Here is a 21,250-nt window from a genome sequence, read left to right as displayed (position 1 = left end):
GAAACAGAATGAAAAAATTTATTATTTTAGCACTTATTCTAGTATTGGGAGCTCTTGCTGCGGGCTGCGGAAATAAAACAGCAAACGGGAAAGAAGAAGTAAATGTCAAAATCGGCGTAAGCGGATCAGATAACCGCATTTGGGATTTTGTTGCAAAGAAAGCCGAAAAAGAAGGCATCAACATTGAGATTGTGACATTCTCAGATTACGTTCAGCCAAACCTGGCACTGGCAGAAGGTGAGCTTGATGCAAATGCATTCCAGACAATCTCTTATTTTAACGCATTTAAAAAAGAACACGATCTTGATCTTTCACCAATCGGTACCACTGTGATTGCTCCACTTGGACTTTATTCTGAAAAATATAAATCCATCAAAGACATTCCGGATGGCGGAAAGATTGCCGTTCCAAATGAAGCAACCAATATGGGAAGAGCGTTCCTTCTGCTTCAGGGTGCAGGCTTGATTGAGCTTCCGGAGGACTTTGATGGAAATGGTTCATTGGACAAAATTGTTTCAAATCCGAAAAAATTAGAAATTGTTCCTGTTGTTGCAGGCCAGACACCGCGTGTATTACCGGATGTAGCAGGATCGATCATTAATAATGGCATTGCGGCAGATGCAGGCTTTAACCCAGTGAAAGACTCAATTTTTCATGAAGATGAAACGGCTACTCCATATATCAACATTATTGCAGCACGTACAAAAGATAAGGACCGCAAAGAACTGAAACGCATTGTTGAGCTTTATCAGGAAGAAGATACAGCTGAATTTATTGAAAAAGAATATGACGGAAATACGATTCCTGCGTTTGTGCCTTTAAGCAAAATTGGAGAATAAAATCTAAGGAGGGGTCATCTTGAGTACAGTTGTTGAAACTCTGAAAGAGGCAACGATTTTAAGTATTGATAACAATAAGGAGAAGTATCTTCAGATCAGTCACTCCATTCATGAAAACCCTGAAATCGGCAATGAGGAGTTCTTTGCATCAAAGCTCCTCGCAGATCTTCTTCAGTCAGAAGGCTTCAGCGTTGAACGCGGAGTTGCCGGACATGAAACAGCTTTTCTTGCCAGAAAGAAATCTGCTTTAAAAAGCGGGCCGGTTGTCGCTTTTTTAGCTGAATACGACGCATTGCCCGGACTTGGCCATGCATGCGGCCACAACATTATAGGCACAACGAGCGCGGCAGCTGCTATTGCACTGAGCAAAGTGATCGATGAAACCGGGGGAGAAGTTGCAGTCCTCGGAACACCGGCTGAAGAAGGCGGTCCTAACGGCAGTGCTAAAGGAAGCTTTGTCAAACATGGTCTGCTTGAAGGGATTGACGCTGCGTTAATGGTGCATCCGGCGAATGCAACGAGAATTACCGGAAATTCACTTGCTGTTGATCCTCTTGACTTTGAGTTTATCGGAAAGCCTGCACATGCAGCAGCTGCTCCTCATCATGGCATTAATGCCTTAGATGCAGTCATTCAGCTTTTTAATGGCATTAATGCTTTGCGCCAGCATGTAACAGATGACGTGAAAATTCACGGAATCATTACACATGGCGGTGATGCGCCGAATATCGTGCCGGAATATGCAAAAGCCCGCTTTTATATCAGGGCAGCTACACGGAAAAAATGCAGTGAAGTGACTGCACGCGTGAAAGCTATTGCAGAAGGTGCAGCACTTGCAACAGGTGCAAAGCTGAACGTCATCGCTTTTCAAAATGAAGTCGATAATCTGGTTTTAAACCGCACATTTGATGCTGCTTTTAAACAGGAGCTTGAAAGTCTTGGAGAGCAGGTTGAGACTGGTGACCGCGACGGATTAGGTTCAACGGACGCCGGCAATATAAGCCAGGCGGTGCCAACGATCCATCCTTATATTAAAATCGGCCCGGATACTTTAATTGGACATACAGTTGAATTCAGGGAAGCAGCTAAATCTGAGCGTGGTGACGAAGCTCTGCTTCTGGGGGCAAAAGGTCTTGCTTTGACTGGATTAAGACTTCTGACAGATGAAGATTTATTCAATGATATAAAGGAAGAGTTTCAGAAACGAAAGGTATTAGAGGGCTAAAATGGAAAAGAACCCGTCAAAAAGATGGGTTCTATTTCTTATTGGGCAGCAGTTTTCCAATGATGATCGATTCCCACACACTCCATGGAAGAATTCTTTTTAAGAATAGAGAAAAACGGACCCCTTTTCCAACCGTGTATCTCAGTTTAACACCAGTCTTTTTTTTACAAAGCTTTACAATGAGTGCAGCAACCTCGCCTGGATTTCCAAGTTTTTCTCTTCCCCGTTTAAGCTCATCTTCTATTCCAATCATATATTCAAAATACGGAGAACTTGCTTCCATTGAGACAGGGGAAACTCTCTTGCCTGTTGTCCAAATATTTGTAGAAAAAGACCCGGGCTCCACCAAAATAACATCAATGCCGAAAGGCTTCACTTCAAGGCGAAGGCTTTCACTGAAGCCTTCAAGTGCATGCTTTGACGAAACATACGGCGACAGTCCCGGAAAGCCGATCAATCCGCTTATGCTGCTCATATTAATAATCTTGCCGCTTCGCTGGGATCGCATAAAAGGAAGGACAGCCTGTGTAACGGCAATCACACCAAAAAAGTTAGTTTCAAATTGCTCTCTGTACTCATCAGCTGTAATTTCCTCGCCGAAGCCGCCAAATGCATATCCAGCGTTATTGATGAGAATGTCTATTTTGCCTGTTTCATTCAAAAAATCTTTAAGCGCCTGAATGGAGTCAGTGGACGTGACATCAAGCTCAAGCAATGTCACATTTTCATCAAGGCCATCATCCAGTATGGACTTCATCAGTCCCGCTTTTTTTTCCAGATTTCTCATTGTGGCTATCACGTGATATCCGGCTTTTGCAAGTTCATGTGCTGCAAGCATGCCAAACCCGCTTGAAGCCCCGGTAATAAGCACTGTTTTTTTTGACATTAGATTCCTCCTTAAACAATAAGTAAAGCTATATATGATATTTTTTCATTATATAGTGCCTTATCGTATTGGAGTATTTTAATGCAAAGAAAAAATTGATAGAGCTGAGTTTCAATTTTACTGCTTTTGGATGATTTGTTTTGTTATTGTTTTTTGCTGACCAAAAATATCCGTAATTTTAAGCTCAGCGTTATATGTTTTCTTTTTATCTAATGAGGCTATCAATATTTCTGAATTAGACTTTGTATCAATATTCGTCACTGATGCTGCTTGTGTTTGATTTTCAGTTTCGACAATTGTGATTTCATATTCAAATTGCGGAGAACTGGATTCTTTCAGCTGCCAGCTTATATGCACTTTTTTATTTTTAGTTATAGCTTTAACAGAATCGATTTCGATATCATCAAGTTCTGGTTCTGCTGGCTGGCTGATAGTTAAAGTCGTCGGATTGGCAAGGTTAGGAATGGTTGTTCCGCCAGATTGATACCAAAAGTATTCTTCGGTTGCTCCTCCTGCCCAATTTGTATTCGAGCTATTAGTTGACATTGTCTGCTTATCCCAGGAATTCCACGTTCCATCAATTGATCGATTGTAGCCATTCTTTGTGCGTGCACCTCTTGCGTTCTCTGCAGTGCCAGCCCAATCTTCTTGGAAAAGAGTGAATCGTCCGCCAAAATTCACATCTTTAACGGGATAGGCTACTTCTGTGATGAGAGCCCATTTATCAGAGCTGACATCTTTTACCCATTGCCCAAAATGAGTGCCATCCTGCATATCCCATCGTTTGATAACCATTCGATACCATTTTGAAAGATCCCATTCATATGGTGTCATTACCTTTAATCCTGTTCCTTCTCCGCCAAAACGCTCGACTTTTGCATCAGGGTGAGAATATAAGGAAACAATGGGAGCTTGAACAGCCATTGGGTCCCATAATGCAAAATGTACGGTCCTGTTTGCCCAAGCCCGATCGTCCTGCTGCTGAAAGCCTGCATATCCGCCGCCCTCTGCACCTTGATTCCAGTTTTGAGTGGCCCAATATGTATAAGGCGCAGTAATAGTTGGTGACCAATCACTCATGACGATATCAGACTCAACACTCTTTAGAGGTCCTAAATAAACATTATCAGCAGATGCTGCATGAGATAACGATGGAAATGCTAACAGGGCTGATACTGTAAGCCCTATAGCCAAAAATGTTCCTTTCATTTCTTTTCCTCATTTCTGAAAGTGATTTTTTGATTCCGTTCAAAGGCTTTAAGAGCAAGCTGCATGATGAGGAAGACAGAGACGCTGATTGAAAAAAAGGGAAATAAACCAGGTACGATAAGCAGAATCATGTACAGTACGGATAACCCTAAAATCATTAAGATTGTATAAAGAGGATTGGATAAACCAACCAGAAAAGCTGCGCTCAAAACGTTCCGAATAGGCAGTTCAAAATGTACATATATTGGAATCCAATAGAGTAAGAGAATGACCCAAATCATTCCAATCATGCATATGACCAGTAGAAGTATGAGATGTGGTATTCCATCGATGATTTGAAGCAGCTGAAAGTTTAGCCAAAGAAGCAATGTGATAAGGGTTAATAGAATGCCCATAGCATTCGATTTCACAAACTCTTTTTTTACTGCTCTCCAATACTCGCTGAATATTTTAATATCATGATCTTTGTAAAGAATCATTTTTCTAATAACTGTAAATAGTCCTACAGTAGAAGGGAAGATTCCGAATACAATGAAGCCGCCTGCTGTAAATATAATCCATAGAACATTTAGATAGGCTGCTATCATAATCTTTTCACAGAGCTTATAGCTTCCCAGCAACAGCATTCTTGAAGTCATCATTTCACCCAGTTTCTATGAAGAAATTCAGGTAACCTATAAGGAAGCTTATAGGTTACCATGTCACCCATTATTTCTTGTAATTCTTATAGCCGGATTCATAAATCTCCATGTAGCGGTCTAAGTTCATTTGTTTAAGGGTCTGAACATAATCCTCCCATTTCGATAATGGTGTTTTTCCGGAGATAAAGCTTGCTGTCATTTCATCTACATATGTCGTTATATCAGTTGAAATGGTTGACAGCTCTTCTTGTTCTTCTGGACTGAAGTTAAATGCAGGCCAAATGTCTTCTTGTTTAATGGCGTAAGGTTCAGATTTTAGTGCATTTTCTTTAGTTGCAGGCTTACCTTCAGCCCCTTTAAAGTATTTTTCTTTAACAATTCCAGGATAATACCCGCCCGGCCATGTAAGATATTCGCTCAATGCCTGATCCAAATTTAAGCCATCAGGGTTTTTTGTCATATTCTCAGTGTATTCTAACTCTCCATTTTTCTCTTCGTATGTCACACCTTCAAATCCCATAAAAAACATCTTTGTTCCTTCATCCCCGTAAAAGTGATCAATCCACCTAATCGTTGCTTCTGGATTTTTGTTCTTGTCCGTGATGACGAACATTCCGATATTTCCAAGAGGTGAACCCATTGATGTAAGCATTTGCTCACCTTTAGGTCCTTTGAGCACAGGTATTCCGACATAACCTTTTAACTGATAGATTGTCTCAGGGTCGAGTCCGTTGATGACACCGAAGGTTCCATCTGAAGCCTTTGCTGTAAATGCTTGTGGATCAGCTGTGAAAATCTCTTTATCTATTAATCCGTCTTTATAGAGTTTATGAAGATACTCTAGCATTTCTTTATATTCATCGGATGCTGGAGTGAACCTGAGGTTATTGCTTCCAGGTGCTAAATCAATATATGCATTGGCAGAACCATGATTATTAAGACCGAAAGACCCTTTAATAAATCCGATAGCTTCTCCAATTCCATATGCCCCAGTCCATGGAATTTCATCAGCTTTTCCATTGCCATTAGGATCATCGTCTTTAAACGCTTTGAGAACTTTATAAAAGTCATCTAAATTTTGAGGCTCTTCCAAGCCTAATTTTTTCAGCCAATTCTTATTGATCCATGGTGTTCCCAAGTGCAGGCCTTTAAATTCTGGATCATAAATAGTAGGAAATCCATAAATGCTTCCATCAGGCATAGTAACCCCTTTTGCAACCACTGGATTTTCTTCCATCAGCTTTTTAAAATTAGGAGCATACTGATCAATTAAGTCGTTTAGTTTAAGTAATACTCCCTGCTGCCCATATTTAATCAGATCGGCTTTTGGAAGTGCGGATGAGAATAGAACATCCGGATATTCACCGCTTGCAAGAAGAAGGTTTCTTTTTTCTTTTAAACTATCAACTTGTACCGTTTCCCAATCTATTTCAACATTGCTCATCTTTGCATATTCTTCCCATAACTTAAGTTTATTCCAGTCTTGAGATGCAAAAAATTTCCCTGCAAATCCTGTTAATTCTATTTTCTCATCTGCAATCGGCATTCCGGTCTTATTGATTTTGACAGCAGATTCGCTCTTTTCTTTAGAAGCTTCCTCATTCGTACAGCCGCTCAAAATGGAAAATGCAAGAACACCTGTTAAAAATCCATATCCCCATTTATTGCTCTTCATTAACATAACCTCCTTTTATTATCCTTTTATGGCTCCGATCATGAACCCTTTAACAAAATATCTTTGCAGGAAAGGGTATAAGAGCATCATTGGTATATTTGACACAACTAGTACAGCATATTTTAGCCCTTCAACACTTAACTGCTGCTTTACAAATGACTCGGAAGTCGCTTTGACCATTTCATCCGTTTGACTCTGTATGAGAATTTCCCTCAAAATTAACTGGAGAGGGAAGAGCTCCCGGTCCTGCAAGTAAATCAAGGCGTTGAAGTAAGAATTCCAGTGGCCTACAGCATAAAATAACACCATTACTGCAATGACAGGCATAGATAATGGCAAAACGATCTTAATAAGAATCTGTATATTGCTGCAGCCGTCAATCATTGCCGACTCTTGCAGTTCAATCGGAATTGTTGTTTGGAAAAATGTACGCATAATAATGATGTTCCAGATCGCTACTGCATTAGGAATAACCATTACCCAAAAAGTGTCCAGCATTCCGAGTTCCTTAATTAATAGATAGGAAGGAATTAATCCTCCACTAAAAAACATAGTAAACACTAAGAATCCCATGATAAGGTTTCTGCCCATGAAGTCCTTTCTTGATAGGGGAAAGGCGGCCATTGTTGTCATCACGACGTTAATGGCAGTTCCAACCGTTGTATACTTTATCGTGTTCCAAAAACCGTTTAGGATATCATCATTCATAAAGACTTTTTTATAGGCATCGAAATTAATATCCTTCGGAAGGAGCCACATTTCTCCTCTTAAGACATAGAGGGGATCACTCACCGAAGCACTGAGGACAAAGTATAAAGGGTACAGAACAAGCAGTGTAATAATGGCAAGTAATAGATAGTTCACGAAGTTGAAGACTTTATCTGATGAACTGTTTGTCATATCCCATCTCCTACCAAAGACTAGTTTCGTTGATCTTTTTAGCAAATGAGTTAACAACGATCAACATAATGAAATTAATAACGGAGTTAAATAATCCAACTGCTGCTGAAAAACTATATTGTGCATCTAAAATCCCGGCACGATATACAAATGTTGAAATAACGTCAGAAGTAGACATGTTCAGACTATTTTGCATTAAGAATACTTTTTCAAAGCCTACGGCCATGATAGAGCCGGCGCTTAGGATAAACATAATAACTATTGTCGGGAATATGGTCGGAACATTAATATGCCAGATTCTCTGCATCCTAGTTGCTCCATCTATGATGGCTGCTTCATGAAGCTGATAATCTATAGAGGCTAAAGCAGCAAGATAGATGATCGAACTCCAGCCCATCGTTTGCCAGACATCGGAAAAAACATAAAGTGATTTAAATAAGCTTGGCTCAGTAATAAAATAAATAGGTTCACCGCCAAATAAGATAATGAGCTGATTGACCAGCCCATCAGGCTTCAGGAACAACAGCAGCATGCCGACTACGACAACGGTTGACAGAAAATGAGGAGCATAAATGACAGTTTGGACGAAGCGTTTGTACTTTTCATGCTTTACCTCGTTAAGCATGAGCGCAATAATAATTGGAATAGGGAAAGATAATGCTAACGTATATAAACCGATTCCAAGTGTATTTTTAATTAAACGCCAAAAATAATAACTATCAAAAAATCGTTCAAAATGTTTAAAGCCAACCCATGGACTTCCTGATATTCCGTTTACAGGGAAAAAGTCTTTAAATGCAATTTGTACTCCATACATTGGAATGTAGTGAAAGATAATAAAATAAAGTATGACAGGTGAAATCAACAAATATAGATCCCAATTTTTCCTGAAGGATATTCGAAATGCAGATAATTTTGTAAGTGAGGTCTTAGAGGCTGTACGTGTGTTTGTGTAATTTTCAGGTTTATGTTCAATTTTCAAAAATACCATCCCTTTCAGCTATACTGATGTTTAAAATGCTTTCGGAATAGTTGTGGGGATTGGCTTAATCTTTACGATGTGTCCGCCAGAACGGATCGATTCAGTTGCTGCACATCCGACAGCTACGCTCATTCGGCCAGCAAGAGGTGTAGTTAAAGGCTGCTTGCCTTTAAGCACTAAATCTACAAAATCTTTGCATATATTGGGATCGGCTCCGCCATGACTGCCCTCTGCTTTTTTTATTTCATAGGTAGTATCAGAGAATTCTCTCCATGAGTTTGAACGACGTGACTTTACATATATTTTTCCTTCCAGCTCTGAATTTTCGATTCGGCCTTCCGTGCCAATGAATGTGTAATTCCGCTGATAATCAGGGGTGAAATGACATTGCAGGTAAGAGGCCTTAATGCCACCCTCTAACTCCATTATGACCACATTATTATCCTCAACATTTACCTCTTCTCTGAAAGCGCATTCAATTAGTGTGTGGGGGCTGGCTTCAGTACATGTATCCCGTTCATTGCACGATGGGCAAGTTAAATCATTCGGCTTGTCCCCGCCATAAAAATCCAAGCCTCCAAATGCTGATACTTTTTGTGTGTAACTTCCGGTAATCCAATGGATGATATCAATATCATGAGAACCTTTTTGTAGAAGAAGAGATGTCGTATTCTTAGATTTTGCATGCCAATCATGGAAATAGAAGTAGCCGCCATATCCTACAAAATGCCGGACCCAAACAGCTTTTATTTTTCCGATGGCACCGGAATCAACAATTCCTTTCATCGTTCTGTACATATTCATATATCTCATGTTAAAACCAACCATTAGATGCTTGCCTGATTTCTCGGCAGCTTCTATAATCCTGTCACAGCCCTCCACTGTTATTGCTAAAGGTTTTTCACAATACACATGCTTTCCAGCCTGCAGGGAGGCGATTGCGTGTTCCTCGTGTAAATAATCAGGTGACGTCACGGCAATAGCATCAATATCATCTCTTTGCAGCAATTCTTTGTAATCTTGTGTAATAAACGCTTCGGGATTTATCTTTTCCTGAAATTCTTTTAATTTAGAATAAGAAATATCTGCTGCGGCGACTACGATTGAATCACCATCTGGTTTGTGCCAGTATTTTGCGATTCCACTTCTTAAACCTGCTCCAATTAAAGCAATTCTTACTTTTGTCATTTACTAATGTCTCCTCTCGAATTATCAAATGAAAAAATCCTTCTTCAATGAATAAAGATCACCTCCTTAACTTGCATTTTCCCCAAACAAGGAGAGCGTTCTCCTGTTGCGTAAAATTTTAAAGTTGCTTCAATTTAGATTTATTTGCTGATGATTCCCTGGCTATTAATTGATATGGCAGCAATGTCACGACTGGGAGGTCCATCCGTTCCTCTATTTGATTTAATAGTACATTTACTGCAGCTTTTCCAATTTCATATTTAGGAATATGAATGGTTGATAAAGGGGGATTAGAATATAAAGACATTTCAATGTTATCAATCCCGATAAATGCAACATCCTCTGGGATCTGCAGTTTATTTTCATAAACAGACCTCATCGCAGCGATGGCCATTGTGTCACTTGCACAAAACATGGCAGTTGGCTTAGATTCAAGGTTTAAAATTCCCTTCATGCTGCTATAACTTAATGAAGGGGTCCATCTGGCATTTACAATCCAATTTGATTCAAATTCGAGTCCAAATTCATGCAGTGCTTTTACATAGCCTTTATATCTCTCTTCTTCAGAAAGATTCTCATAGTCAGCACCTGTACCGCCTCCAATAAATCCGATCTTTTCATGACCTTGCTCAATTAAGTGCTTAATGGCTGCTCTGCTTGCAGACTGTCTGTCATAGTCCACCAATGATACGTCTAAGCAATCCGTGTGTGCAGTTTCTAAAGCGACAATGCAGGATATCTGATTTTTAATGAAGGACAAGACATTTTCCTCAAAGTTTCCGAAAAGGATAATGCCATCCAATGTGTCAGAGTTGATGGATCTGTAAATATCTGTTTCCTCAATTTTTTTGTCGAATGAATCAATATAGATTAAGCTGTATTTGTGATCTGTAAGAGTCTTGCTTATCCCATTAAATATAGGTGAATAATACGGATCATATCTTTCTATTAGATGAGGATGCTGGACTAAACAGCCAATCTGCATTGTTTTTTTCTTATCATTTTTTTTCTGTGAGGCTAAGTTCCTGGCATTTTGGTTTGGTTTATATCCGTAGTCTTTCACGGCATCCCAAACTTTTCTTTTCGTTTCAGGGTGAATATTTCTTGATAAATCGTTATTGATTACTCTAGAAACAGTTGAAATGGATACTCCTACATGCTCCGCAATTTCTTTTAATGTTGTCATAGTATACTCCTTACATTTATCCAAACGCTTTCCTATAAATTAATAGTTTTCCGGAAAAAAGTCAATATTTTCTGAAAAATAAAATAAAAGATGGAATAAATCAACTCTGAAAAAACTGTTTTTTTTCATTTAAGTGAGAGAATTAAGATATATAACCGTCTAATTAGTTAAAGTGTTCAAACGGGGTGGATAAATGAACGAACATCACAGAGAAATCGAGCGGATGTTTAAGCTGTTCGGGGATGATCTTTATCATTTTCTTGTTTACTACAAAGGATCTCACGATGTGGAGGATGATGTCCAGGAAGTTTTTTTGAGGGCTTTAAAAAGCCATTTTCGCGGTGATTCCCATCCGAAAACATGGCTGATCGGCATTGCCAGAAGACTTGTCATCGATCAGCGCCGGAAGAAACGGCTTCTTTCTTGGCTGCCAAAGCCAGAGCGGCAAAAAAGTCCGGATGATATTCTGATGGAACATGAAAATGTTAGGGAAGTCTACAGAGCAATTGATGAACTGAAAACAGAATACAGAGATGTAGTTATGCTGAGAGTCATCTCTGAGCTTTCCGTGGAAGAAACCTCAGAAGTTCTGGGCTGGACTAGGGGAAAAGTCAGCCGCACCTATTACAGGGCATTGAAGAAACTGAATCAGAACAGGAAAGATGCAATTAAGGAAGGAGGGGCCGAACTTGAATCCTGAAGATCTTCAGTTTCCAAAAAAAACATTGTCGCCCGGACAGCGGGAGAAAATCAGCAACGCACTCTCAAGGAGGCGCAGAGGAGCTTCCCTTGCCGTGATGCACCGATTATTTCAGCTTTCAGTAACAATCATCCTTTTAATCGGAGCAGGCATCTTTTCTCTCTTTTTTATAAATGGTGAAAAGGGAGAAGATACACGGAAAGGGCAATTAAAATACAGCATACAGCTTCCTGATGGAATCAAAACAGAAAGAAATGGAGATACCCTGATCTTTAAGCAAGGCGAAAAGACGGTGGGAGGGGCGGCTCCGAGTACATTTGAGGAAAAGAAAAGCCTTGAAAGCGGACCGGGAATTTTTGAAAGAAAAGTAATAAACGAATTAAAGTATCCTGCAGAAAGAATACTTGAGCATGTTAAAACAATGACTGCCGCACAAACCTATCACTATTTCGTTCAGACAGATGAAAAAGAATGGGTAAGAGTGTACTTTCATACACCTTATATAACAGAGAAACAAGCAAATGATGCTATGCATACTTTTTCGGCTGAGTAAACCTATATCTAATAGCCCGCTGCATCACATACGAAAAATGCTAAAAAGAGGGTGAACGTTTTTGTTCACCCTCTTTTTTAAGAAGATATGCTTTTCTTCTCAAGCTGCTTATGTTTTAAAAAATGATATAGCTGCGGTGTGACAATTCCAGCAAGAATCATGATGATGCCGGCTGTCTGCAGGATTGTTACCTGCTCTTTTAAAATAAGGACCGAGCAGAGAATGGCCATTGGCAATTCAGCGGCACCTAAAATCGTTGCAATGCCTGAACCGATCTTTGGCGTTCCGATTGAAAATAAGACAACGGGTATGAATACTCCGAAAAAACCCAGCAGCAAAGCGTAAATCCATAATCCTGACTGCATGGAGCCATTTGTCAGAAAATCAGGGGAAAAGACGATTAGTAAAAAGACTGCAGCACCCAATGACATAAACAGACTTCGATTTAAAGACGGCAGCTCAATTGCTACTTTTCCGCTTGCAAAGATAAATAGTGAAAATGAAACAGCTGATAAAAGTCCCCAGATAATTCCGGGATCACTCAGGCTAAAAGCATCATGGCCAAAAATGTTTCCAGCCATAAATGTGCCTATTAAGAGAATGACTGCAGCAAGCACTTTATCAGGACCCGGCAGCTTTTTCACAGCGATTGCTTCAATGACGATTCCAATCCAAGTAAACTGAAATAAGAGGATAATTGCAATCGATGCGGGAATCGTTTCAAGAGATTTTCCGTAAAAAATACCAGTCAGACTGGTAGTGGTTCCTGTAATCATTAAGATGAGCGCCTGCTTAAAGGAAACTTTTTTTCTAGAGAAAAGAGTCACACAGATCAAAAACATGAAAAAACCGAACAAATATTGGCTTCCGATCACTTCGTTTACTGTAAACCCATGCATATAGGCGATTTTGATAATTGTAGAAATAACCCCGTAACTGCATGCGCCGGCCAAGACAAGGAATGAGTATTTAAATAATTGGCTCACAAATGATAACTCCTTATGAAACAAGCTTCAATCCTACTGTAGCTGAGATGATCATACTAATAAAAAGGATTCTTTTCCAGCTGCTTGAATCTCCGTAAAATAAAATGCCCACAAGCGCGCTGCCCGCAGATCCAATTCCTGTCCAGACAGAATATGCCGTTCCAAGCGAAATGGTTTGAAGAGATTGATTTAATAGAAGAAAACTCATTGAAAAGCCTGCAATCATAATCAGCAAGGGAATAATTCCTTTTGAATCTTTCATTTTGTTGATTCCGATGACCCCGACAACTTCAAATAGGCCTGCTGCTATCAGGAAAATCCAGTCCATTAGTGCGCACCCTCCTCTTTTTTATCATCAGACAATGTTTTTAAGCCAATAACTCCAGCTACTAATACGAGGATTAACAGAATTTTGATGAGCTGAAATGGCTCGTTAAATATGAGAATTTCCGAGATAACGGTTCCTGCAGCGCCAAGTCCTGTAAAGACTGCGTAAACGGTACTCACCGGCAGTCTTTTAGTTGCACTGATCAGTAAATAAAAACTTACACATAATGTAATAATTGTGATAAGCCATTCATACCAGCTGTCTGAGTATTTTAATCCCGCCACCCAGATGACTTCAATGAAACCGGCTAAGACAACTTTTATCCAGTCACGATTCATGATGTTCTTCCTTTCTTTAAAAATTGGATGGTAACAATTTTGCGTTGGCGGCAAGCGGAAGTGACTAACTCCTCGGTCAGAACGGATCCGCCAAAAAAGTCAAAACCGGACTTTTCCGCCGGATTCTTATCTGCCTTTCGGAACTGACCAGGGCGCTTCCGCATTTCTAAGCGTTATCCCGTTCCAGTAAACGTTAAAGCAGCCATCCAATCTCTTTTTAAATCGTTCAGCACCGCCATAGAGAATTTCAACCAGAACAGCATCAACAAGTCCCATATAAGCAATCACTGCATCTGATTTGTTAATTGATATAACTTTCGGATCATTAAAGATATCTGTAAGCAGCTCTTCAAAGGTATCTAGATAGGTGTACACTTTCTTCATCACTTCATCATAAAGATGAGCTGGCGGCAAAAAGCTGATCCGCAGCATGAATTTTGTCTGATCATCTTTTTCATAGCGGTTGATATACTCTGAAAGGTAATGGTAAAGCACTTCTTTTAATGAAGCGGAATTTGAGAAAACAAAGTAGTTTTTAATGTACTCAATTTCTTTTTCCAGCACCTCAGCCATGACAGTAAGAAACAGTTCATCCTTGCTTTTAAAATGAGCGTAAATAGATTGCTTCTTGATGCCGACTTCATTCGCTATTGCTGATAAAGATGCACCATCATAGCCGTGTGCGGCAAAATTGCGGATCGCGGCTTCTTTTATTTGTTCAGATGTCATTTTTTCACCTTCCTGACGTTCGTCAGTTTATTATAAATCCGGTGCTTCACAAAGTCAAATGAAAGTATATACCGACTATTTCTATATCTTTACAGTGTCATGATTTATTAATAGCTGTTATGCTTGTATATGGACTGAATAGAGAATAATAATCTTAACTACTATACAGGAGATTTTTTTATATGATAAAAGCCCCTTTGATTCTTGTAGTATGCATCTTTTCTTTCGGATTATTTTCGTTTAAAGCATACGCTGATGAACTCTCTTTAAAAGAACCCGATATTCAAAGTGAATCAGCTGTATTGATTGATGCGAAGTCAGGTCAGATTCTGTACTCAAAAGACAGTGATGCGATTATGTATCCAGCGAGTGTAACGAAAATGGCTACAGCTATTTATGCAATTGAAAAAGGGAATATGGAAGATATTGTGACGATAAGTAAAAATGCCAGAAGTGTTGATGGAACAAAGGTTTACCTTGAAGAAGGAGAGCAGGTTCCCTTGAAAAAGCTCATCCAGGGATTGATGATTAATTCAGGAAATGATGCAGGTGTAGCAATTGCTGAACATATCAGCGGAGATACCGAGACCTTTTCTGCGGAAATGACAGCATTTTTAAAGTTGAAGGCAGGACTTCTGCACACCAATTTTACCAACCCGCACGGTCTGTTTGATCCTGAACATGTAACGACCGCTGAAGACCTTGCAAAGTTAACTCAGTACGCTTCACAAAATGAATTATTTAGAGAAATTTTTTCAACAGAAGAATTAAAGTGGGACGGGGAAACGTGGGATACTACGCTTCATAATCACCATAAGCTTCTTAAAGTAACGCCGTATGACGGGATGGTCGGCGGGAAAAACGGGTATGTGAGCGAATCGGGGTTTACTTTATCCACTCTTGCTGAAAGAGAGAATATCAGTCTGATTGCGATTGTCCTGAATGCTAAAACAGACCGTATTTCATATAAAGATACCGTTAAATTATTAGATTATGGCTTTAATCATTTTACATCAGAATTTATTGCAGAGGATACAGCCTTTGAAGACCAGAGCGGCCAGGAGTTTACACTGAGTGAACCGCTGTATTATGCCAAAAAATTAAATGAAAGCATCTCTACAGATGTAGATTTAGATGGAATGCTTGCGGTTGAAGGGGAGGATGGCAGGGAAATCGCTTCCTATAAATTAAAACCTGAAACAGCAGATGCGGGTGATGTTTTGGAAGGGAAGGTAGAAGAAGTGAAGCCAACCCTTGGTCAAAGCATCCTGCATGAACATTTGAAATTTATTGTCATTTCTTCATTCGCAGTTGTTTTGCTTCTTGTTGGCTATTTCTTTAGGCAAGTAAGAAGATTATAAAAAAACCTTTCTCCAGCGCTGGAGAAAGGTTTTTTTTATTTTGATAGAAGAAAGTATAAAATTGTGCTCCATCGCCTAATTCCCTCGGTCAAAAAAGATCCGTCAAAAAAGTCAAACCCGGACTTTTTTGGCGGATCCTTTTCTGCCATGCCTGCACTGGCCAAGGCGCTTGTGCTTTTCTTATTAACGGCCAAGCTTGCTGTTTTTTCTGGCATAAACAAAGTAGATAACCGTGCCGATACCAATCCAGATGAAGAAAGAGATCCACGTAATAGCAGGTAAACTTACCATGAGATAAATGCAGAACAGTTGATTGCTGGCAATACCGGAACAAAAGGCACTTTAAAGGCACGTTCCAGATTTGGATGTGTTTTTCTTAAAACAATAACGGCGATTGAAATCAGCGTAAATGCTGCAAGTGTTCCCATATTCACAAGATGTGCGAGCGTAGTTAAATCAACAAAACCTGCTATCGCTGCTGCAACGAAACCTGTAATCCATGTATTTTGGAATGGTGTTTTAAAAGATGGATGTACTTTAGATAACCGTTTCGGAAGCAGTCCATCTCTGCTCATCGCAAATGATATTCTGACCTGTGCATACATCATAACAAGCAGTACAGTTGTAATTCCGGCAATTGCTCCAACTGAAATCAAACCTGCAAGAGAATTCTGTCCTGCAAATTGAAGAGCAAAAGAAACAGGGTCTGCGACGTTTAATTGAGTATATGGAACCATTCCTGTCAAAATAAGCGAGACGATAATATATAGTGCAGTACAAACTGTCAATGAAGCAATAATTCCGATTGGCACATCCCGCTGCGGTCTTTTTACTTCCTCAGCAGCAGTTGCTACTGCATCAAATCCAATATAAGCAAAAAAGACTGTTGCTGCACCCGTTACTATGCCATCAAATCCAAATGGTACAAAGGGGGTCCAGTTATCAGGCTTAACATACCAGACGCCTGCAACAATAAATATCAGGATTACAGCAAGTTTAACAAATACCATAATGTTATTAACCCGTGTACTTTCCTTAATGCCCTTTGATAGGAGAGCGGTTATGAGCAGAATAATAATCACTGCAGGCAAATCAATAAATCCGCCTTTTCCTGCTCCTGGTGCTGAAGTAATGACATCCGGCAGTTTCACGCCAAATCCTGCAATGAGGGATTGAAAGTATGCGGACCATCCAGTGGCAACTGCGGAGGTTGCAAGAAGATACTCAAGCATTAAATCCCAGCCAATAAGGAAAGCAAACAGCTCACCAAGAGTTGCATATGTGTAAGTATACACGCTGCCCGAGATGGGAACAGAAGACGCAGATTCCGCATAGCAAAAGGCTGCGAGTGCACAGGCAATACCAGATAAAATAAATGATAAAATGAGAGCCGGACCAGCTGTTTCTGCCGCAACGACGCCGGTTAGTACAAAAATACCTGTTCCTACAATTGCACCAATTCCAAGCAGGGTTAAATCAAATGCACCCATAGTGCGGGCAAGTGATTTTTGCTGACTTTGTGCAAGTAAATCTGTAATAGATTTTTTTCTGAACAATGAACTCATATGATCCTCCATTAATTTAGTCATGACTAAGAAGTGAACATTTTGTAGTATATTGTCGAATTGATGGAATATCAACAATTTTTAGAATATTCATTTGATTCAAGTAGTGAATACATATGGGAATTAATGTTATTGTTAAATACTTAAGTTTGATATATTATAAAAAAATGTGATTCATGGGAAATGATAAGATGGTTTAGTTCTAACTATTTTCAATAGACCATTTTATTATCATAAATAACAAACATAAGGGGTGGATTGAATGAAAAAATTAGGCCTTGCATGGCAGATTTTTATCGGTTTAATTTTGGGTATTGCACTGGGGGCTATTTTTTACGGTAACCCAAATGTCGAAAATTATTTACAGCCTATAGGTGATATTTTTATACGTTTGATTAAAATGATTGTTATTCCAATTGTCATTTCAAGTATCATTGTTGGCGTTGCAAGCGTCGGCGACACAAAAAAGCTTGGGAAAATCGGCGGGAAAACAATTTTATACTTTGAAATTATTACAACAATTGCAATTCTTGTGGGTTTATTATCTGCAAATATATTTGATCCAGGTGTCGGCGTTGATATGGACAAACTGGAGAAAACAGATATCAATAGCTATGTGGATACAGCTGAGGATGTAGAATCTCATGGTTTTGCTGATACCTTTGTGAATATTGTTCCAAGCAACATATTTGAGTCCATTGTTCAGGGTGACATGCTTCCAATTATTTTCTTCTCTGTATTATTTGGTCTTGGAATCGCTGCTGTTGGAGAAAAGGGAAAACCTGTTCTCGCATTCTTCCAGGGAACGGCAGAAACGATGTTCTATGTAACTAATCTTATTATGAAATTTGCTCCATTCGGTGTTTTTGCACTAATTGGTGTAACCGTTTCTAAGTTTGGTTTAGAGTCGCTGATACCGCTTGGTAAATTAGTTATTCTAGTATATGGAACAATGATTTTCTTTATCGTGGGAGTTTTAGGGCTGGTTGCTAAAATGGTTGGAATTAATATCTTCAACATTATCCGTCTGCTGAAGGATGAGTTGATTCTTGCTTATTCTACCGCAAGCTCTGAGACAGTTTTACCGAAAATCATGGAGAAAATGGAGAAGTTCGGATGTCCAAAAGCCATTACGTCTTTTGTTATTCCGACTGGATACTCCTTTAACCTGGATGGTTCAACCCTCTATCAAGCATTAGCTGCTGTATTTATTGCACAAATGTATGGAATCGACTTATCAATCTCGCAGCAGGTATCCTTAATGCTTGTGTTAATGGTAACCTCTAAAGGGATTGCCGGTGTACCGGGCGTATCATTCGTTGTGCTCCTCGCTACATTGGGTACGGTAGGAATTCCGGTTGAAGGATTGGCCTTTATTGCAGGTATTGACCGTATATTGGATATGGCAAGAACCGTTGTAAACGTGATAGGGAACTCACTGGCTGCAGTTGTGATCTCTAAATGGGAAGGCGAGTTTGATAACAAAAAGAATAAAGAGTATATAGCTGCATAAAAGAGAGCCCGATTCGAAATGAATCGGGCTTTTTTTAAATAAAAGTAAGTGAAAAAGTTTTACGTATCAACTCCTCGCCCAGAACAAATTCGAAATAAAAGTCAAAACCGGACTTATAAGTTTGATTTTTATCTATCTTGGTCTTTTCTTAGATATAATCAGAACTTCATCTGGTAATTTTCTATTTCCCACAAATGTACTGTATTTCGATATTCATGCCATTCAGCCCGCTTGTGAAAAAGGAATTGATGAAAAACATGCGGCCCTAAAATGATTTTGCCAAGTGTTCCATGTTCAAGTTTATCTAACGCATCCTCCAGGTTGTCAGGAAGGTTTTTTATTCCTATTAATTTGCGTTCTGCATCAGACATACTGAAAATATCATCTTGAACAGCTGCTTTTGGAAATTCAGACAGCGTGACGCCAGCTAATCCGGCTTCAGCAATTGTGGCATATGCAAGGTAAGGATTCGCACTCGGATCAGGATGTCTTACTTCAATGCGTGTGGCAGGCCCCCGTTTTGCAGGAATGCGGATCAAGGTCGACCGGTTAGAGGTTGACCATGCGATATAGCAAGGGGCCTCAAAGCCGGGAACAAGCCGCTTGCACGAAAAAGCGATTTTCCAGAATCGAGTGCCCCAATTTTCAGTTTTGGGTACCTGGAAAAGCGTTTTTCCTGAATCGAGTGCTCCAATTTTCAGTATTGGGTACCTGGAATAGTGGTTTTCCTGAATCGAGTGCCCCAATTTTCAGTATTGGGTACCTGGAATAGCGTATTTCCTGAATCGAGTGCTCCAATTTTCAGTATTGGGGTACCTGGAATAGTGGTTTTCCTGAATGGAGTGTCCCAATTTTCAGTATTGGGTACCTGGAATAGCGATTTTCCTGAATCGAGTGCCCCAATTTTCAGTATTGGGTACCTGGAATAGAGGTTTTCCTGAATGGAGTGTCCCAATTTTCAGTATTGGGTACATGGAAAAGCGATTTTCCCCAATTTTCAGTATTGGGTACCTGGAATAGAGGTTTTCCTGAATCGAGTGCTCTAATTTTCAGTATTGGGTACCTGGAAAAGCGTTTTTCCTGAATCGAGTGCTCCAATTTTCAATATTGGGTACTTGGAATAGCGATTTTCCTGAATCGAGTGCCCCAATTTTCAGTATTGGGTACCTGGAATAGCTTTGCCTGAATCGAGTGCTCCAATTTTCAGTATCGGGTACCCGGAATCAATTTCCAAATTTGAAGAAATCTTACGAAATTCAAACGGTTTTCGCAAAAATAAAAAATTTAGGTTTACAAATTTAACAGCTTGTCATTACCGGTTCAGAAAAGCCTATTTAAAACAAGGATATGATTTAGAAAATCTCACATAACGTGCCAAATGGTTTCCTTTTGGCCCTCTGCTAGCAGCTTCACTTTGCATTCTGATTATTCTTGACCAAAATTATCAGGCTTTAACTGGAGATGCGATTGATTGGAAAGGGATGCTGGTGTCTTATATAGGCTTATTACTCTTTGCTGGAGCCTGGATAGGATACAAGGCAGTATATAAAACAAAGTGGATAAAGCTGGATGAAATAAAATTAGATCTCATTGAGGCGGAAAAGAAAGAGCATTAGCAGCAAAAAGGGTTATGCAAGTATGCATAACCCTTTTTGTTTGGTTTATCCTTTTGTTTCGATTAACCGTTCCAAATCTTTATCAACTACAAATACTTCTATCCGTTCACCCATCTTGGTGCTGATGTCGCTGTGGCTGGACAGCACTTTGCAGCCGGTATATCTTTCTACAATTTCTTCGAATTTTTTACTGTACATTTCACGCAGTACTTGTCTCATTTGTTTAACAAGCTTCCGGCCATTCTCGTTTTCAACCAGGTGTTTTTCTTCAACCGTTAATACACCTTTGAATCGTGCTATGACCATATCATGGACAATATACGTTCTGGTTTCCTGAGGACCGCGTCCAATGAGATCTCTCTGAAGTTTGATAAAGGCCTCACTTAAATCGGATTCTAATTTTTTCTTTGGCGACAGAGCCATCTGAATAAACCCCCAGCACAGTTGCTTTTGTTTTTTATCGACGAGTTTATCTTACTTACGATTGTTTGAGTGTGTCAACACTATTCGATGGATAAATTTGAAGCAATTAGCCATTGACATGAAATCTGCGTCTATAAAAAATATGAAAATATGAGGATATCGAAGGAATTATGAGATTTAGGGAGGGAAAGTGGATAATTCACTGGAATTCAGCTAATTTTCCGTATTTACACGGAATATAAGCGGGAGTAAGATAATCACGTAATCAAGAATTGCATAACGGCCTAGTCCCGAGAATCGGGAGCGGAGGAACCAATTTTTTGGGGTTAATCCTGCATTTGCAGGAAGGATGAGATCTCTTTCGCCATCCTACCCGTCAGCTAACTTCGTCGGCTAAAGCGAAGGAG

The 21,250-nt window shown here is 39.6% G+C and carries 20 protein-coding genes and 3 pseudogenes; 8 read left to right on the top strand and 15 right to left on the bottom strand.

Translation table 11 applies throughout. The features are described 5' to 3' along the window. Positions 1-8: 8 nt before the first annotated feature. Positions 9-839 (top strand): MetQ/NlpA family ABC transporter substrate-binding protein, encoded by an 831-nt coding sequence (locus LIT25_23340; GenBank protein ID USK33411.1) that lies wholly within the window; start codon positions 9-11, stop codon positions 837-839. 19 nt (positions 840-858) lie between these two features. Continuing rightward, positions 859-2,064, top strand: coding sequence for a M20 family metallopeptidase (locus LIT25_23335; protein USK33410.1), 1,206 nt, complete (start codon positions 859-861; stop codon positions 2,062-2,064). A gap of 31 nt (positions 2,065-2,095) precedes the next feature. Here LIT25_23335 and LIT25_23330 read toward each other — a convergent pair whose 3' ends face one another. The 8 genes from LIT25_23330 to LIT25_23295 all read right to left on the bottom strand — a co-directional run bounded on the left by LIT25_23330 (position 2,096) and on the right by LIT25_23295 (position 10,731). Continuing rightward, positions 2,096-2,950, bottom strand: a complete 855-nt coding sequence (locus LIT25_23330) for an oxidoreductase (GenBank protein USK33409.1) — start codon at positions 2,948-2,950, stop codon at positions 2,096-2,098. A 117-nt stretch (positions 2,951-3,067) separates the two neighbouring features. Continuing rightward, the gene (locus tag LIT25_23325) at positions 3,068-4,159 is read right to left on the bottom strand and encodes a DUF3472 domain-containing protein (GenBank protein USK33408.1); all 1,092 of its coding nucleotides are present in this window, start codon (positions 4,157-4,159) and stop codon (positions 3,068-3,070) included. Then, positions 4,156-4,800 (bottom strand): DUF624 domain-containing protein, encoded by a 645-nt coding sequence (locus LIT25_23320; GenBank protein ID USK33407.1) that lies wholly within the window; start codon positions 4,798-4,800, stop codon positions 4,156-4,158. The genes LIT25_23325 and LIT25_23320 overlap by 4 nt, the downstream gene beginning before the upstream one ends. 67 nt (positions 4,801-4,867) lie before the next feature. Beyond that, positions 4,868-6,475, bottom strand: coding sequence for an extracellular solute-binding protein (locus LIT25_23315; protein ID USK33406.1), 1,608 nt, complete (start codon positions 6,473-6,475; stop codon positions 4,868-4,870). A gap of 18 nt (positions 6,476-6,493) precedes the next feature. Then, positions 6,494-7,375 carry a carbohydrate ABC transporter permease gene (locus LIT25_23310; protein USK33405.1) on the bottom strand — a complete coding sequence of 294 codons (882 nt, stop codon included), beginning with the start codon at positions 7,373-7,375 and terminating at the stop codon, positions 6,494-6,496. Positions 7,376-7,385: 10 nt separating this feature from the next. Next, positions 7,386-8,351, bottom strand: a complete 966-nt coding sequence (locus LIT25_23305) for an ABC transporter permease subunit (GenBank protein ID USK36392.1) — start codon at positions 8,349-8,351, stop codon at positions 7,386-7,388. Between the two features lie 36 nt (positions 8,352-8,387). Beyond that, on the bottom strand, positions 8,388-9,545 hold the full coding sequence (locus LIT25_23300) for a Gfo/Idh/MocA family oxidoreductase (GenBank protein USK33404.1): 1,158 nt from the start codon (positions 9,543-9,545) through the stop codon (positions 8,388-8,390). A 118-nt stretch (positions 9,546-9,663) separates the two neighbouring features. Then, positions 9,664-10,731, bottom strand: a complete 1,068-nt coding sequence (locus tag LIT25_23295; protein USK33403.1) for a LacI family transcriptional regulator — start codon at positions 10,729-10,731, stop codon at positions 9,664-9,666. Positions 10,732-10,924: 193 nt separating this feature from the next. On the opposite strand from LIT25_23295, the gene LIT25_23290 reads away from it, so the two are divergent. Then, entirely contained in the window at positions 10,925-11,431 is a 507-nt protein-coding gene (locus LIT25_23290) for an RNA polymerase sigma factor (GenBank protein USK33402.1), read from the top strand. Next, positions 11,421-11,984 carry a hypothetical protein gene (locus LIT25_23285; GenBank protein USK33401.1) on the top strand — a complete coding sequence of 188 codons (564 nt, stop codon included), beginning with the start codon at positions 11,421-11,423 and terminating at the stop codon, positions 11,982-11,984. Before LIT25_23290 ends, LIT25_23285 begins: the two co-directional genes overlap by 11 nt. Positions 11,985-12,061: 77 nt before the next feature. Here LIT25_23285 and LIT25_23280 read toward each other — a convergent pair whose 3' ends face one another. The 4 genes from LIT25_23280 to LIT25_23265 form a co-directional block, all read right to left on the bottom strand. Then, a complete protein-coding gene (locus LIT25_23280; protein ID USK33400.1) occupies positions 12,062-12,970 on the bottom strand; it encodes a DMT family transporter in 909 nt (302 codons plus the stop codon). Between the two features lie 13 nt (positions 12,971-12,983). Beyond that, positions 12,984-13,298 (bottom strand): multidrug efflux SMR transporter, encoded by a 315-nt coding sequence (locus tag LIT25_23275; protein ID USK33399.1) that lies wholly within the window; start codon positions 13,296-13,298, stop codon positions 12,984-12,986. Then, entirely contained in the window at positions 13,298-13,636 is a 339-nt protein-coding gene (locus LIT25_23270) for a multidrug efflux SMR transporter (GenBank protein ID USK33398.1), read from the bottom strand. Before LIT25_23270 ends, LIT25_23275 begins: the two co-directional genes overlap by 1 nt. 126 nt (positions 13,637-13,762) lie before the next feature. Continuing rightward, a complete protein-coding gene (locus LIT25_23265) occupies positions 13,763-14,365 on the bottom strand; it encodes a TetR/AcrR family transcriptional regulator (GenBank protein ID USK33397.1) in 603 nt (200 codons plus the stop codon). Between the two features lie 182 nt (positions 14,366-14,547). Here LIT25_23265 and LIT25_23260 point away from each other — a divergent pair, with 182 nt between their 5' ends. Both LIT25_23260 and LIT25_23255 read left to right on the top strand, forming a co-directional pair. Next, on the top strand, positions 14,548-15,726 hold the full coding sequence (locus tag LIT25_23260; protein USK33396.1) for a D-alanyl-D-alanine carboxypeptidase: 1,179 nt from the start codon (positions 14,548-14,550) through the stop codon (positions 15,724-15,726). A gap of 63 nt (positions 15,727-15,789) precedes the next feature. Then, on the top strand, positions 15,790-16,008 hold the full coding sequence (locus LIT25_23255) for a hypothetical protein (protein USK36423.1): 219 nt from the start codon (positions 15,790-15,792) through the stop codon (positions 16,006-16,008). Here the strand turns inward: LIT25_23255 and LIT25_23250 are convergent. Beyond that, positions 15,910-17,291, bottom strand: a pseudogene (locus tag LIT25_23250) (amino acid permease). The gene LIT25_23255 and the pseudogene LIT25_23250 sit on opposite strands and share 99 nt — an antisense overlap. Before the next feature lie 262 nt (positions 17,292-17,553). On the opposite strand from LIT25_23250, the gene gltP reads away from it, so the two are divergent. Beyond that, entirely contained in the window at positions 17,554-18,804 is a 1,251-nt protein-coding gene (gene gltP, locus LIT25_23245) for a glutamate/aspartate:proton symporter GltP (protein USK33395.1), read from the top strand. Positions 18,805-18,962: 158 nt separating this feature from the next. Here gltP and LIT25_23240 read toward each other — a convergent pair. After that, positions 18,963-19,409, bottom strand: a pseudogene (locus tag LIT25_23240) (glutamine synthetase). Positions 19,410-20,114: 705 nt separating this feature from the next. Here LIT25_23240 and LIT25_23235 point away from each other — a divergent pair. Then, a pseudogene (locus tag LIT25_23235) lies at positions 20,115-20,420 on the top strand (gamma-aminobutyrate permease). 45 nt (positions 20,421-20,465) lie between these two features. Here the strand turns inward: LIT25_23235 and LIT25_23230 are convergent. Beyond that, a complete protein-coding gene (locus LIT25_23230; protein USK33394.1) occupies positions 20,466-20,843 on the bottom strand; it encodes a DUF2294 domain-containing protein in 378 nt (125 codons plus the stop codon). Positions 20,844-21,250: the final 407 nt, after the last annotated feature.

It is taken from the genome of Bacillus sp. F19 (assembly GCA_023823795.1).
Classification (GTDB): domain Bacteria; phylum Bacillota; class Bacilli; order Bacillales; family Bacillaceae; genus Bacillus_P.
This window is presented reverse-complemented; position numbering and strand designations above follow the sequence as displayed.